This window comes from Reinekea forsetii, from assembly GCF_002795845.1.
In the GTDB taxonomy this organism is placed as follows: Bacteria; Pseudomonadota; Gammaproteobacteria; order Pseudomonadales; family Natronospirillaceae; genus Reinekea; species Reinekea forsetii.
This window is the reverse complement of record NZ_CP011797.1, coordinates 102,718-116,581: the sequence shown is the minus strand read 5'-3', so window position 1 is coordinate 116,581 and position 13,864 is coordinate 102,718. Positions and strand designations below refer to the sequence as shown.

Sequence of the window (13,864 nt, the reverse complement as noted above, 5' to 3'; positions counted from 1 at the left end):
TAAAAAGGGAGCAAGGGGCCCGTATCGGCCCCTTGCGGTCAGGCGTTGAGGCCGGATTCGGTCAACAGGGCAGCCATTTTTTCGCCGGCTACGGCGCTGCCTTCATCGCGCTGCCATTCGATATAGCGCGAACAGAAGGCTGCCACCTCCGCGACACCGGTCAGGGCCTTGAGATCTTCCGCGGCACGCACACCAAAGCCGATCGCCAAGGGTAGATCGGTATGCTGGCGGATGCGCGCGACATACTGCTCAAATTCGGCACCCCACTGGGTTTGCTTGCCGGTTACCCCCATGCGGGACACCACATAGATCATACCGCGCGCCGCACGTGCGATTTTTTCAATGCGCGCCTCGGCGGTGTTCGGCGTCACCATCAGCACCGGCGCCAAACCTAGGGCGTCCAGCTTGGGCAACCAGGGCTCCAATTCTTCTACTGGCATATCGGGAATGATCATCGCCTTAAAGCCGGCCGCCGCGGCGTCCTCGAACAGCTTCTCCAAGCCGTAGCGATAGAGCGGATTGAGATAGCTCATCAGCACAAAGGTGGCCTCTGGGTGGCGAGCACTCACGGTTTTAGCCAGTTCTAGCGTCGCGCGCACCGAGCCACCCTGCTTCAGCGCCTCATAACAGGCGTTGACCAGGGTATGGCCATCGGCCACCGGATCACTAAAGGGCACCTGCAACTCGATCATCTTGACCCCGGCCTCGACCAGGCCGGCGATGGCGAGCTCGTTTTCAGCCAAGGATGGAAAGCCGACCACGGCATGGGACATTACCTGTAATTTAGCGTGTTGAATCGGCAGCATTAGCTTTCTCCTTGGCTGGCGGCAAACAGTTCTTTGGCACGCACCGCTTCGCGCTCTAAAAATTCAGACCACTCTGGTTGCGGAAAGGCGCGCGCTATGTTGAAAATGTCTTTGTCCCCCCGGCCGCTCAAATTAATAATGACATGTTGATCCGGGCGCATGCTCTTGGCACGCTTGAACCCACCGGCTAGGGCATGGGCCGATTCCATCGCAGGGATAATGCCCTCCGTTTTCATCAAGAGTTTAAAAGCATCAGTCACTTCATGGTCGAGCGCGCTTTCCGGGGTAACCCGTCCGGTTTGGCTCAGATGGGCCAGGATCGGCGATACGCCAACATAATCTAAACCGGCCGCAATAGAATGAGTATCGCCGAGCTGGCCATCCTCATTTTGCAAAAACAGCGTCTTATAACCTTGGGCGATGCCCGTCTCGGCGGTATTGGGCAAGAGCCGGACCGAATGCTGGCCGGGCGCCAAGCTGATGCCGCCCGCCTCGATACCCACTAAGGCTACCTCAGGATCATCGAGGAAAGCGGAAAACGCGCCCATGGCATTGGAACCACCACCGACACAGGCAACCACCTCATCGGGTAAGCGGCCAATCTGCGCCAGAGACTGGACCTTCATCTCCTGCGAAATCACACTCTGAAAGTAGCTGACCATTTCCGGGAATGGGGCCGGACCACAGGCGGTACCGAGCACATAGTGCGTGGTTTCCACGCTCGCGGCCCAATCGCGCAGGGCCTCATCGAGCGCTTCTTTGAGGGTCCGGGCACCGGTCTCAACGCCGACTACCGTCGCGCCCAACTGGCGCATCCAAAAGACATTTGAGTATTGCCGTTCGATATCATCGGCACCCATATAGATGGTCGCGTCCAAACCCAGGCGGGCCGCCATAATGGCCGTCGCCAAACCGTGCTGACCAGCGCCGGTTTCAGCTATTACCCGCTTCTTACCCATACGCTGGACTAACAGGCCCTGACCGAGCACATTGTTCATCTTATGCGCGCCGGAATGGTTCAGGTCTTCCCGCTTGAGCCAGAGCTGGGCCCCGCCCAATTGGGCCGACAGCCGTCGCAACGGCGTCAGCGGCGTCGGGCGGCCACTGAATTCTTGGGTAAGGGTGAGATATTCTTGCCAAAACGATGGCTCTTCACGCAGTTCAAAGAACATGGTCTCCAGCTGTTGCAGGGCTGGGAGCAGAATTTCGGGCACATAGCGGCCGCCGAATTCACCAAAAAAGCCATTGTTGCTGCGTATCATCATAATTCCTTAGTTGAAGCTGAGCTGGACATGTCGTTTAGGCTGGTTTGCAGCGCACCACCCGATGAAGCCATTAGGGCGTGACATTAACTAAACGGTTTAGTAAAGTTTGCACCAAGACAATTAGACAATCAAGCAGTTTTTATGGCCCAGAATTCAAAGAAAGACCAGATCGCCCATGCTGCCCTGCCTTTGTTCCTGGAATTCGGTTTTAAGGGCAGTTCGGTGGATATGGTGGTTAAACAAGCTGGCGTGTCCAAACCCACCGTCTACAACCATTTTCCCGACAAGGCGGCGCTGCTCTGCTATGTGCTTCAGGTCTGGCTGCGCGATCGGCCCGCACCTCGGCTGGAGGCCGCCACCTTGGACGAGCTCGCCGACCAACTCGACCGGGACTGCTTTAGCCCCGCCAGCTTAGGGCTGTATAGGTTGGTAATAGGTGAGAACGGCCGATGTCCGGCGGCTAAGGCGTGCTTTCAGGCCGGATTCGATCGGCCCTGGCGTGACGAACTTACGCGCTGGGCGCTCGAACGGGGTTTCGATCCGCAACCAATAGAGGCACACTTCAGCCATCTTCTGCTGAGGCACCTGTTCGATGGAACCCTTTGATGTTCGTTATGACCTCTTTAATGGTGCCCAAATCAAGCTGACAGCCGACAGGGTATCACCCGACGAGCTAAGCAGACTGATCGGCCAACTGAGCGACGCGGGTAAACAACTGGTCTGGCTCACCTTACCGATTCACCAGGCCCACCTGATCGCCTGCTTTACCGAGCAAGGCTTTGTCTTCCAGCTCTGTCAAGAACAGGAACTGACCCTGGTGCTGCGGATCCAGGCCGACGCCTATGCCCCTTTCGCACCGACGCACACCCTTGGCGTCGGTGGGCTGGTGTTAAACCCGGCGGGCGAGGTATTGCTTATTCGCGATCGCATGATGCGCGGACAGGGTTTTAAATTGCCCGGCGGCTATGTCGATATGGGGGAGTCGGTGCAACGGGCCGCTGAACGTGAAGTGCGCGAAGAAACCGGGATTCGGGCTAGCTTTAGCGCACTGGTCGGCTTAATCGGCAAGTACCCCCATCAATACAACAAGGGTAACCTGTACCTGGTTTGCCGGCTTACCGCGCTAAGTACAACGATCGAAATACAGGACACTGCCGAGATAGAAGCCGCCGTCTGGATGCCGGTCGCCGATTATCTCGCCGACAGCCAAAGCAGTCGATTTCACCGCCATCTGGTGGCATCGCTCACCGACAGCAGTGGCTTAACGCCGAATGCCTTCGAATTTGACCCCGATCCGCTCGGCAGCCGAGAGATCCTGCTGGCCCCCTAAACGGCGCTAAGCATTGTGAACCGTCTTAAGGCTGCTGGGCCAGCGCTTCGTCACCCACTCGTTATCGACAAGGCGCCGTGCGACGGGCCAACGGCGGGACCGAAGCGGCCGAGGCGACCGAGGCTTACTGCAGTTACACCGCAGGTTTAGGTCTTCGATCGGCTGCTTACTGAGCCAATATTTGAGAGGTGATTCGATTATAAAACCAGACCAATCTGGCAGCCAAGTTCAATTCTACTGAATGAAAAACCAGCCGATAACGATACTCATCGCGTACCAGACCGTGGGAGAATACATTTAACTGAGCAAAATGCCGATGGTGTATTAAAGTTCTCGACGGCCAGGTGTTGAGCCCTACAAATCCGAATCCAACCTAATCATAATAAGATGGAGCAACAAATGAGTGATATTAGCTTTCCGATCAAGGGCTCATGCCAGTGTGGCGGCGTGACCTATGAGCTGCTTTCCGCGCCGCTAAAGGTCCTTGCCTGTCACTGTGTTCAATGTCAGAAATTGTCGACCAGCGCCTTTAGCATCACCGCCGTGGTCTTGGCGAGCGAGCTGGTGTTTCATGGTGCCATGGCGGATTGGAGTCGAACCTGCGACAGCGGCAATCTCAGCAGCGCTAAGTTTTGTCCGACCTGCGGCAACCGGATCTATCATGTGAACCCGGCTGAACCCAATAATATCAAGTTGAAGGCCAGCAACTTGGACGACACCCGAGTGCTCAACCCCTCTGCCCATATCTGGGTAAGCGAAAAGCAGGACTGGTTTCAGTTGCCCGAAGGCGTACCCACCGCCGAAAAAGGCGCCTAACCAACACCCAGACGTCGGGCCAGGCGGTCCGGCCAAAAGCATCGGCACAGATCCAATTGCGTTACCAAAGCGTAATTTCAACACCCTGAATTCGGAGATATTGCGTTGAATCGCCTACGTTTAGTAAGCCTGGCTCTGGCCACCTCCTTGGCCGCTCTCTCGGCGAATGCCTATGACGATACCGGTCTCAACTTGGGCGTGGGTCTGGTGACTTCGGATCTAACCGCCGATGTGGTCGAAAAACCCTTCTTTCCCGGCCTGCAGACCGACACCAAACAGTGGATGCTACTGCCTGGCCTCAGCTATCAATGGCAACAGTTTGGTCTGGGTATCAACGGCATCAACTGGCGCAGCTTGGAATCGGCCGCGCTGCAGACCAAACTGAGCGTCGGTTATCCGAGCAGCAGCATGAGTGTCGGTGGGCAACGCGGTTGGTTCCGTTATGGCTTCAATGCGGCACTGCAGTATAGCGACGGGTTGGCAGGCCGGTTCGGAACCACCCTCGGCCCCTTAGGTTATGAGCGCTCGGTTGGTTTTGACGATCGGACTGATGAACTGAGTGAAAAAGTATCACTCGGAGCGCCGATCTTTATCAGCAAAAAATGGCGCCTCACCGTTATTGGCACCCTAGCCTGGTTGCAAGACAACAAAGCCTTCACACAACAAAAACTCGATATCGCGCAACCGCTAGCACAAGGTCACTACCGGGGTGCCGAAGCCAATATATTTGCTATCTATCGGCTCAATGACGCCACCCGATTATTGCTGTCAACGACGCTCAGCCGCCCGGATAATGACCTGGTGCAGGAAGTCGCTGCAGTACAACCGCTCCAACTGAACCTCTTTGCCCTGCTCAATTATCGCTTTGGATCCTCTGGGGCGGAATAATTGGCACTGGCATCGCTTCGGGTTTCGGTTAGACTCCTCGACCTAAGCGACCGGGCAGCTGTATTGCCAGTCCGCGCTATCAGAAGGGAAACCCATGGCCAACGCCGATTCACTGGTTGTACTCGATTTTGAAACCACCGGCCTGTCACCCGACCAAGGTGATCGGGCGATCGAGATTGGTGCGGTGCGCATCGAGAACGGTCGTGTCACCGAGCATTTTCAGTCACTGATGAACCCGGGTCGGCGAGTGTCGCCCTTTATTGAAAACTATACCGGTATCAGCAATGAGCTGCTCAAGGATGCGCCGCCTTGTGGCGAGGTGATGGCCGAGTTTGCTGACTTCATCGGCACCAGCAACTTATTGGCGCACAACGCGTCGTTCGATAAACGCTTTCTCGATGCCGAACTGCAGCGCATTAACAAGCCCTATGCTGGCGAGTTTACCTGTTCACTTCTAGTCTCGCGGCGGGTCTTCCAGTCCGCCCCGAACCATCGCTTAGGCACCCTAGTCGACTACTGCAACATCGAATCGACCGGCGATTTTCACCGGGCCCTGTATGACTCTCAGATGACCGCACAACTTTGGCTCGCGATATTGGCAAGCATCCGCACCACTTACCAGCGCAGCGAAATCCCCTTTGCGTTGATGCAGAAACTGTGCAAAACGCCCAAGCCGGGTATCGCCCGATTATTGGCCGTGCCGAGCTAGCCGTTTGCGCTAGCACAGTTCAGTAATATTGACTGATCAGCGCTGGTATTTTATCTTATTGAGCTGTTCTTTCAGTTCGAAAGTGGTGGTCAAGTCGATCTGATATAGATTGGCCAGCGCGGCGACGTAATACAACACATCCACCAGCTCTTCGGCGATTGACCCTTTCAGCTCACTCAGGGTGGGCTGGCCAACCTTTTCTGCACGGATGGCTTCCGACAATTCACCCACCTCTTCAACCAGTTTTAAAAAGTAGCCGGGATCGGGCCGGTCTAGGGTATCAACTGCTTGGATATGGGCCTGCAGTTCGACTAGGTTCATGGGACGCCTCGCTCTGAATTGGGCCGACGGCTGGCCGACTGTTGCGCTCGATTGTGCCCGCTCGGCAACGAAAGTTCATCAAAAAACGCGCGTCTTGATGCCGAGCAAGGCGACTGACAAAACTGACTCTAAATGTAGCGCTAAGCCTTATACTCGGCCCTAAGCGCACAGACGCACCTCAAGGAGCGACGATGAAAATTGGTGAATTAGCAAAAAAGTCTGGTTTATCCGCCCACACCCTGCGATTTTATGAAAAAAGTGGCCTACTGCGAGCCACCACTCGCACGCAGAGCAACTATCGGCTATATAGCCAGGGCGATTTGGACACCGCCGTCTTTATTCGACGCGCCCGCGAGATTGGCTTCAATCTGGACGAGGTCGGGGTGTTCCTATCGATTCGGTCTGACTTATCCGCCCATGTCTGCGCCGAAGCCAAGAGCTTGGCCGATCGCAAGATAGAGGAAGTGACGCACAAGAGGGACCAACTGACGCAGATGTTAAGCGCATTGCACAAACTCTCAAACGCCTGCTGCGGTGGCAGCGAAAGCGCCGAGTATTGTACGATTATCGAGGCCCTTGATCAGCCTCAGGACCACTAATCAGTTCACGAATGAGCCCCGCCAACTGCATCACCCCGGCTTGGTTCGCCCAACTGGTGCGCACGACCAAGGCCACCTCGCGGTGCCGCCCCGGTTCCCGAAACTCAATAAAGACCAGGCCACTGTCAAGTGCGCTCAAGGCTGCGACCGCCAATTGCGGCACCAAGGTGATGCCCTGATGATTGGCCACCAACTGCATCAGGGTGAACAGGCTGGATCCGGCGACCTCGTTGTCGGTCGATAACTGGCAGACTTGCAGGGTATGGCCGCTCAGGCAGTGACTTTTTTCGAGCAACAACAACTTGTGCCCAAGCAGATCTGCCGCGCTCAGGCTAGTGGCTGGCGCCAGTGAATGGCCACGCGGCAGCGCGACATAGAAGCGATCATCAAATAGCGGCATAACCTGCAGCGTCTCGGTGTCGAACGGCAGCGCTAAGATGCCGACATCGAGTGCCCCCGATGTGACCGCCTGGACCAGCTCGTTACTGGTTTTTTCGCTATTCTCCAAGCGTAAGGGAGATGTTTGCCGATGCACCGCCGGTAGCAGGCGTGGCAGTAAAAAGGGCGCGATGGTGGGGATCAGCCCAACTTTTAACGCCGCGATCGGCCGCTGGGTCGGATCCGCCGAACCCAGCCAGCGGTCCGCCAAGGCCAACAGCTGTTCCGCATCGGCGGCCAACCGTTTGGCTTCGGCCTTAATAATGATGTTGCGCTTATTAATCCGCTCGACCAACTGCACCCCGAGCAGGGATTCCAGCTCGGCAATACTGGCGCTCATGGTCGATTGGGTGACGAAACACAGCTCCGCAGCTTGGCCAAAATGACCGGTTCGCACAAGAGCGACTAAGTACTGCAGCTGTTTAAAGCTCGGATAGTGCACCGCCATGGCTCAACTAAGCTCCTTAACCAAGCTTTGCCGCAAAGTTTGCGGCCCGAGCAAGACAAAACCAACGGTTCGCTCGTCCAACTTTGCCCGACCCACCAACCCTTCGTCCTGCTCGATAAAGCTCCAGCGTGCGCCTGGAGGCGCCGGCACCAAGCTGATCGGCACGGCCGGTGTTTTCACCGCCACCGGCATCAGGGGAAAGACGATATCGGTCGGCGTTCCGGTCAGAGTCGCCGCCAGTGCCCGTGCAGCATGCATAATGGGCATGATGTAGGGCAACCAGCGCTCACCGTATTGGGCGCAATCCCCCAGTGCCGAGATACGGGGATCATCGGTTTGGCCGAGCGGGTTGACCACTATGCCACGCGAGACCGTCAGACCGGCGGCGCTGGCCAGATCGACATTGGGTCTCAAGCCGACTGCACTGAGCACCAGATCGACCTCCAAGTGTTGATCATCGGACAGGGTTAGCGTGAAGCCCGCCTTAGCTTGGTCGATTCGGGCCACGGTCTGGCCCAACTGCCACTGTACGCCCGCTGCGGTCAGTTTTTGCTCGACAAAACGACCGGCTGTTTCAGGCAACAGGCTCGCCAGCGGCCATGGATCCGGACCGATTACCGTGACTTGTTTGTCGGCATGGAGCAGGTCATTGGCGAATTCACAGCCAATCAGACCCGGACCGATAATCGCTACCCGATCCGCCTTTGCCAGGCGCTCGCGAAACAGTTGGTAGTCGTGAATCTGATTGACGCGCACCACCTGATCGGCGCCGTCACCGGCCGTGGGTAAGTGCAGCTGTTCAGCCCCCCAGGCCAAGACCAGTTGATCGTAGTCGACTGGTCCCTGGTCGGTCAGCACCTGCTGTCGGTCGCGATCGATGCCCGTCACCTGGGTCTGCACCAGAACCTGCAGATCGTATTGGGCGGCCATCTTAGCCGCCGGTGACAGAATCAGCTGCTCCGGTGACTTGCCCACGGCGAGGGCATTGGACAGCATGGGCTTGCTATAGGAGTCGCCATTGTCGCGCGTGATCAGCGTGATCCGGGCGAGTGGGTCCTTTTTACGCACTTCCCGGGCCAGCGTATAACCTGCCATACCGGTGCCAATTATTACCAGATTCATAAAGGTTCCTACTAAAGTTCGACCATTTCGAAGTCTTCTTTCGCCACGCCGCATTCCGGGCAGGCCCAATCGTCAGGGATGTCTGCCCAGCGCGTGCCGGCGATCAACCCTTCCTCGGGCAGGCCTAAGGCTTCGTCATAGATAAAACCGCAGACGATACATTCAAACTTTTTAAAATCACTCATAGTGCTGTTCTCCAATGGGGTTCGGGTTAACTCGGCTATATTGGCTAGGGCTAAGGATTGGACTTTAGGTTGTCCAAGGTAGCTTGATAATGTTGAGCATGACGCTGCTCGACCTTGGCCAGGGCCGCAAAACGCTTTTCCGCCTTTAGCAGCAGTCGGCTGAATAATTCAGCGTGCTCTTTTGACTCCTCGATCTGCTCATCCATTTCGTTCACGGCCGCTTGGTTGCCTTCGAGCATGGCGGTATTACGGAATTCCGGATACATAGTAGTGTATTCGTAGGTCTCCCCATCGATGGCCAGTTGCAACATGGTTTCGACGCTCAGGCTGTCGGGTGGAAATAATAGCTCTAAATGGCCGTGAGCATGCTTCGTTTCTTGCTCAGCGGTGGCCTCAAATATCTGTGCCACATTCTCCGCCCCCAGGCGACGGGCATGCTTGGCAAAATAAAGATATTTACGGTTGGCCATGCTTTCGCCGGCAAAGGCGGCTTCTAGGTTTTTGATGGTTTGGCTCATAATCTGTTCCTCAGTTGGTTAGGAAACAGATCTTACCTAGGTTATTTAATCGCTTATAACGAATAAAATCAATATTATATATTGAACAAACCACTTAAAGTGATCAGCTTTCGCAGGCGCGACCTAATTCTGAAAAAGCCAGGCGATTTAAGCCGTAAATGGCTTCGACATTGGTCAGCAACTTATGCAGAATAAGCTTCCTAATTTATAGCTGGACCCGCCGTGCCGCTTACGCCTGAAGAAATCGATCAGTTTCATACTCGGGGCTACCTGATACTCAACGCGACCGAGCGCGGCTTTATCGATACGGCCCAATTGGCCCGTATGCAGGATGCGGCCGAGCAGCAGTTGCTCGACGCCCAACAACCCTTGGAGCTGGAAACCAGTACCGGCTACCCCGGCGCACCGGACTCTGTCCAGGCGCGGGGCGGCAGCACGGTGCGGCGCCTGTTAGGCGCGCACGGTCGGCACCGCAGTTGGCAAGCCTGGGCGACCAACAAGGCCGTAGTTGAGAGTCTGGCGACCCTGTTGGACGGTCCTGGCGTGGTGCTCAATCGAGTGCACCACAATTGCCTAATGACTAAAAATCCACGCTTTAGCAGTGCCACGGGTTGGCATCAGGACATTCGTTATTGGGCGTTCGACTTGCCTGAGTTGATCAGTGTCTGGCTGGCGCTGGGCAACGAGAGCGGCGAAAATGGCGGACTGAGGGTGGTGCCGGGCAGTCATCGACTGGCTCTAGCGAGCGAGCGCTTTGACCAACAACTTTTTTTGGATCCCGACCGCGCTGACAATGAACCGCTGTTGGCACAGGCGGTCGATCTGACCTTGGCCGCCGGTGAGGTGCTGTTTTTTCACTGCAAACTGCTGCACAGCGCAGCACCGAACCACAGTAACCGCACCAAATATGCGTTGGTCTTCACTTACCACGATGGCCGCAATGGCCCGGTAGTTGGGAGTCGATCGGCGGCCCTATCGGGCATTAGACTGGCCGACTGAGACGCGTGCCGAGAGCAATCGAAACCACCTACTGCTTTAGGGCAATACGCCCGGCCTTGACCACCTGAGGTCGAATTCGAACCCGACCCGAGAGAATATAGAGGTCGCCATTGGTGCCCACCAGCTGGATGGGCACAAAGGCCGCCTTAGCAATTGCGGCGTTGGCGTGCAAATGCTCGGTTTCACCGTGCACTGGGATAGCGATTGTCGGTTGAACCCAACGATACAGCTCGGCGACCTCATCGGCACAGGGGTGACCGGAGGCATGGATCGGTTTAGCCGCAGCCTTGGCGACCACTATGTGCACCTGTTTGCGTTCCAGCGCGGCAATCAGCCGGGCGACACTGTGCTCATTACCCGGAATAACGATTGAACTGAAGATCACCGTATCGCCGACGTCCAACTCGCAAGCGTAATGGCTGTTGTTGGCAAGCCGATTCAACGCCGTACGCGGTTCGCCCTGACTGCCGGTGGCGACCAATAAGACTTCCGACTTGGGCAAGTAGGCCAGATGACTGGCTTCGATCAGGCGCAGATCCTTGGGCCAGACATCGGTCGCCTGGGCGGTACTGACCATATTCTGCAAGGACCGCCCGAGCAAGGCCATATAACGTCCGGTTTGTTGCGCAATTTTCGCCAAGGTAATAAGCCGCGCGATATTACTACCAAAACAGCCCACCACAACACGGCCCTCGGCGGCCTCAACTAACTCATACAGGCCGTCATAGAGTTCCCCCTCCGAGAGCGAACGGCCGGGTCGATTGGCGTTGGTGGAATCGCACACCATGGCGGTGATGTTCTCGTGCGCCAATTCCTGAAACGGCAACGGATCGAAGGGTTCACCCACCACCGGCTGATAGTCGATCTTCCAATCGGCGGTGTGGAACACATTGCCGGCAGCGGTGCGAATCACTAGGGAATGCGGCTCGGGCAGGGAATGCGTCAGAGGTAACCATTCAACATTGAACGGGCCAATATCGATGCGTGCACGCGATTCAACTTCTATAATTGGCACCTTGCCCGCCAGGCCGACCTGGGCCAGCTTGCGGCGCAAAAATTCAGCGGTAAAGGCGGTGGTGTAGACCGGGCAGCGAAACCGACGCCAGAGTTGCGGCACCGCTCCGAGGTGGTCTTCATGCGCGTGAGTGATCACGATTCCGACCAAATCCTCGTGCCGGTCGGCAATAAAGCTCGGATCGGCACTGACTACCTCATGCAAGGTCGTGGCATCTGGGCTCAGGCTGGCATTAAAGGTGACACCGCAATCGACCATCAGCCATTTGCCGGCATGGCCGTACAGATTGAGGTTCATGCCGATTTCACCGGTACCGCCTAAGGGCAGAAACCAGAGGTCGTGCTCGCTGGGGCTGAGAGTGGAGATGGTGAACATTCCTTTTTAATAAACCAAATACTCGGTCGCGCGACCGATCTACCAGGATGATACGATGACAGGGGCCTTATCGCGACCTTTAAAGCCGGCAGATGTTAGCCGCGCCGGCGCAATGCACCACCTTTACAGGCTCTCGACACAGGCACAGCATGATCGACAGAGCTTGATCTACCGGTTAGGTCGATGACCGAGCGCCTCAGGTTTAGTTCCAAAAATGGCTAGTCTATTGGCCAAAAGCCCTTACACTGGGTTGCTATACTCCGCTTTGCAGGCCAAGGTATGACTGAGCGCATCGAATTGACCCCCAGCCAATGTCAACGCGCCCGAGCGGCCCGTGATGGCCACTTTTTTGTCGCCGCTGCCGACCTCTCGCCCTGGGGCAGCTACGCCACCTTTCAATGCGGGAATGCAACCTTATGACGGACTATCAAACTGTTTATCAACGCATCGACAGCCCCCTCGGCCCGATCACGCTGAGCGCGCATGACCAGGGCGTGCTCGGCGTCTGGTTTACCCGTCAGACCAGTCAACCGGCCGACCTGGGGCGGCCGTCAGCCGACCATGCTATGATTCGCTGGGCCCGCGCCGAACTGGCCGACTACTTTGACGGTCACTTTTCCGGCTCGGGGCGCAGTTTTAGTGTTCCGCTGGCAGCATCGGGCACACCGTTTCAATGCCTGGTCTGGCAAGCCCTAGGCACCATTCCCTATGGTCAAACCTGGAGCTATCAGGATCTCGCCGAGGCCATCGGCCGGCCCACGGCCGCGCGTGCCGTGGGCATGGCCAATGGCAAAAACCCGCTTTCGATCCTGGTGCCGTGCCACCGGGTGATTGGCAAAGGCGGTCAATTGACCGGCTATGCCGGCGGTATTGAGCGCAAAGTCTGGTTGCTCAACCATGAGGCAAACATCCCCCATAAGACCTCAGTCCGCTTCGACTGAGTCGAGGCCTGAACGGCGCCTCTGTCGTCTCTCGACAGCGCAAGTGGGTCGAGTCCCTGCGGCCAAAGCCTTGGCATGCACGAGTCCATCTGGCTGTTTATCACGCCTTAACTGGAGCTTATTGAGCGGTTTCGGGTAGACTGTGGCCGTCTATTCGGAACAGCTCTGGCGTGCCGGCCGAATTCGTCGACGGATCTGTCCATAACCCAGATCGGTCGAGGGCAAGCGATTGGTAATAATCGCTCGGTAACATTGCCTTGGCCCACGCCCGGCTGCGATAATCCCGCGCACCGGGCGACCCGAGGTAGGGCGCCAGACTATTGACCACCGAACATCCCTGACTGCTAAGGATCAACATGTTGCTCAACCTGTTAAAAGATTCACTCAATTTTTATCGGCGTAATTTTGTTTTTCTGGCGATGATTGTCTTACCCTTTTCGATATTTGTGGGTCTCTTTGAGCTGCTCTTTAATCAGCAGGAGCTGCCCGATAGCGGTCTACTAACCAATCCGTCAACACCCTTTTTGTTGTCTTTGTTGATCTACCCTATTTCCCAAGGCGCGCTGGTCCTGGCGATTGCCGCCTCAGTTGAGGGCCAATATCCGTCCTTGCCATCCCTCTGGAAGCAGGGTCTTCGGCTCTGGTTCCCGGTTGCGGCGGTTAACTTTCTCTATGCTGCGGCGATCCTCGGCGGGCTCTTTATGCTGGTCATACCGGGTCTGATCTTTATGGTGCGCTTTATGTTCGCGGAGTACGCGGTGGTGCTCAACAAACAGCATCCATTGGATGCCATGCGCACCAGCTGGACGCTCAGTGGCGGTTACTTCAGGCTAATATTGGGTGGGTTTTTGGTTATTACGGCGCTAATTTATTTTCCGGCGCTGATGCTCACCAATCTGCTCAATGAACTGGAGATTGCGCCTTTTTTCAGCGAGTTTTTGCCGTCGCAACTGTTCAGTGTGCTGGGGACCTTTTACGCCGTGTTTGTCTTTCGAGTCTTTCATCAGGCGCAGAATGACGTTAAGGCAACGCCAGACGCCTAATCAGCACGGCGCTATAAAGCGGGCCCATCCTAGTGATGGGCGTTCA

The 13,864-nt window shown here is 56.3% G+C and carries 19 protein-coding genes; 10 read left to right on the top strand and 9 right to left on the bottom strand.

What is annotated here, in order from left to right; all coding sequences use genetic code 11:
- Nucleotides 1-38 precede the first annotated feature (38 nt).
- Both trpA and trpB read right to left on the bottom strand, forming a co-directional pair.
- Complete coding sequence (gene trpA, locus REIFOR_RS00650) at nucleotides 39-806, bottom strand: tryptophan synthase subunit alpha (protein ID WP_100255724.1); 768 nt, start codon at nucleotides 804-806, stop codon at nucleotides 39-41.
- The gene (gene trpB / locus REIFOR_RS00645; protein ID WP_100255723.1) at nucleotides 806-2,068 is read right to left on the bottom strand and encodes a tryptophan synthase subunit beta; all 1,263 of its coding nucleotides are present in this window, start codon (nucleotides 2,066-2,068) and stop codon (nucleotides 806-808) included. Before trpB ends, trpA begins: the two co-directional genes overlap by 1 nt.
- Nucleotides 2,069-2,212: 144 nt before the next feature.
- On the opposite strand from trpB, the gene REIFOR_RS00640 reads away from it, so the two are divergent.
- The 5 genes from REIFOR_RS00640 (at nucleotide 2,213) to REIFOR_RS00620 (ending at nucleotide 5,814) form a co-directional block, all read left to right on the top strand.
- Entirely contained in the window at nucleotides 2,213-2,677 is a 465-nt protein-coding gene (locus tag REIFOR_RS00640) for a TetR/AcrR family transcriptional regulator (RefSeq protein WP_100255722.1), read from the top strand.
- Nucleotides 2,664-3,401: an NUDIX hydrolase gene (locus REIFOR_RS00635; protein WP_100255721.1), complete on the top strand. Its 738-nt coding sequence runs from the start codon at nucleotides 2,664-2,666 to the stop codon at nucleotides 3,399-3,401. Before REIFOR_RS00640 ends, REIFOR_RS00635 begins: the two co-directional genes overlap by 14 nt.
- 399 nt (nucleotides 3,402-3,800) lie before the next feature.
- Nucleotides 3,801-4,217 carry a GFA family protein gene (locus REIFOR_RS00630; protein WP_100255720.1) on the top strand — a complete coding sequence of 139 codons (417 nt, stop codon included), beginning with the start codon at nucleotides 3,801-3,803 and terminating at the stop codon, nucleotides 4,215-4,217.
- A 105-nt stretch (nucleotides 4,218-4,322) separates the two neighbouring features.
- Complete coding sequence (locus tag REIFOR_RS00625; protein ID WP_100255719.1) at nucleotides 4,323-5,105, top strand: hypothetical protein; 783 nt, start codon at nucleotides 4,323-4,325, stop codon at nucleotides 5,103-5,105.
- A 94-nt stretch (nucleotides 5,106-5,199) separates the two neighbouring features.
- Nucleotides 5,200-5,814: a 3'-5' exonuclease gene (locus REIFOR_RS00620; RefSeq protein ID WP_100255718.1), complete on the top strand. Its 615-nt coding sequence runs from the start codon at nucleotides 5,200-5,202 to the stop codon at nucleotides 5,812-5,814.
- A gap of 36 nt (nucleotides 5,815-5,850) precedes the next feature.
- Here the strand turns inward: REIFOR_RS00620 and REIFOR_RS00615 are convergent, their stop codons facing one another.
- Complete coding sequence (locus tag REIFOR_RS00615) at nucleotides 5,851-6,135, bottom strand: MazG nucleotide pyrophosphohydrolase domain-containing protein (RefSeq protein WP_100255717.1); 285 nt, start codon at nucleotides 6,133-6,135, stop codon at nucleotides 5,851-5,853.
- Nucleotides 6,136-6,326: 191 nt separating this feature from the next.
- Here REIFOR_RS00615 and zntR point away from each other — a divergent pair, with 191 nt between their 5' ends.
- Complete coding sequence (gene zntR / locus REIFOR_RS00610; RefSeq protein ID WP_100255716.1) at nucleotides 6,327-6,734, top strand: Zn(2+)-responsive transcriptional regulator; 408 nt, start codon at nucleotides 6,327-6,329, stop codon at nucleotides 6,732-6,734.
- On the opposite strand, the gene REIFOR_RS00605 is transcribed toward zntR, so the two are convergent.
- The 4 genes from REIFOR_RS00605 to REIFOR_RS00590 are packed head-to-tail and all read right to left on the bottom strand — an operon-like array spanning nucleotide 6,700 to nucleotide 9,445.
- Nucleotides 6,700-7,620 carry a hydrogen peroxide-inducible genes activator gene (locus REIFOR_RS00605; protein WP_100255715.1) on the bottom strand — a complete coding sequence of 307 codons (921 nt, stop codon included), beginning with the start codon at nucleotides 7,618-7,620 and terminating at the stop codon, nucleotides 6,700-6,702. The two genes, zntR and REIFOR_RS00605, sit on opposite strands and share 35 nt — an antisense overlap.
- Nucleotides 7,621-7,623: 3 nt before the next feature.
- The gene (locus REIFOR_RS00600; protein WP_100255714.1) at nucleotides 7,624-8,742 is read right to left on the bottom strand and encodes an NAD(P)/FAD-dependent oxidoreductase; all 1,119 of its coding nucleotides are present in this window, start codon (nucleotides 8,740-8,742) and stop codon (nucleotides 7,624-7,626) included.
- Between the two features lie 11 nt (nucleotides 8,743-8,753).
- Nucleotides 8,754-8,927, bottom strand: coding sequence for a rubredoxin (locus REIFOR_RS00595; RefSeq protein WP_100255713.1), 174 nt, complete (start codon nucleotides 8,925-8,927; stop codon nucleotides 8,754-8,756).
- A gap of 50 nt (nucleotides 8,928-8,977) precedes the next feature.
- Entirely contained in the window at nucleotides 8,978-9,445 is a 468-nt protein-coding gene (locus REIFOR_RS00590; protein WP_100255712.1) for a rubrerythrin family protein, read from the bottom strand.
- A gap of 222 nt (nucleotides 9,446-9,667) precedes the next feature.
- Between REIFOR_RS00590 and REIFOR_RS00585 the strand changes: the two genes are divergently transcribed.
- Complete coding sequence (locus REIFOR_RS00585) at nucleotides 9,668-10,444, top strand: phytanoyl-CoA dioxygenase family protein (RefSeq protein ID WP_100255711.1); 777 nt, start codon at nucleotides 9,668-9,670, stop codon at nucleotides 10,442-10,444.
- A 28-nt stretch (nucleotides 10,445-10,472) separates the two neighbouring features.
- Here the strand turns inward: REIFOR_RS00585 and REIFOR_RS00580 are convergent, their stop codons facing one another.
- Complete coding sequence (locus REIFOR_RS00580; RefSeq protein WP_193437314.1) at nucleotides 10,473-11,834, bottom strand: ribonuclease J; 1,362 nt, start codon at nucleotides 11,832-11,834, stop codon at nucleotides 10,473-10,475.
- A 279-nt stretch (nucleotides 11,835-12,113) separates the two neighbouring features.
- Here REIFOR_RS00580 and REIFOR_RS16815 point away from each other — a divergent pair, with 279 nt between their 5' ends.
- Nucleotides 12,114-12,254 carry a hypothetical protein gene (locus tag REIFOR_RS16815; protein ID WP_158524249.1) on the top strand — a complete coding sequence of 47 codons (141 nt, stop codon included), beginning with the start codon at nucleotides 12,114-12,116 and terminating at the stop codon, nucleotides 12,252-12,254.
- The gene (locus tag REIFOR_RS00575) at nucleotides 12,251-12,775 is read left to right on the top strand and encodes a methylated-DNA--[protein]-cysteine S-methyltransferase (protein WP_100255710.1); all 525 of its coding nucleotides are present in this window, start codon (nucleotides 12,251-12,253) and stop codon (nucleotides 12,773-12,775) included. Before REIFOR_RS16815 ends, REIFOR_RS00575 begins: the two co-directional genes overlap by 4 nt.
- Nucleotides 12,776-12,893: 118 nt before the next feature.
- Here the strand turns inward: REIFOR_RS00575 and REIFOR_RS00570 are convergent, their stop codons facing one another.
- On the bottom strand, nucleotides 12,894-13,133 hold the full coding sequence (locus REIFOR_RS00570; RefSeq protein ID WP_100255709.1) for a hypothetical protein: 240 nt from the start codon (nucleotides 13,131-13,133) through the stop codon (nucleotides 12,894-12,896).
- On the opposite strand from REIFOR_RS00570, the gene REIFOR_RS00565 reads away from it, so the two are divergent.
- A complete protein-coding gene (locus tag REIFOR_RS00565; RefSeq protein ID WP_100255708.1) occupies nucleotides 13,132-13,818 on the top strand; it encodes a hypothetical protein in 687 nt (228 codons plus the stop codon). The genes REIFOR_RS00570 and REIFOR_RS00565 overlap by 2 nt on opposite strands.
- The last annotated feature ends 46 nt before the right edge of the window (nucleotides 13,819-13,864 follow it).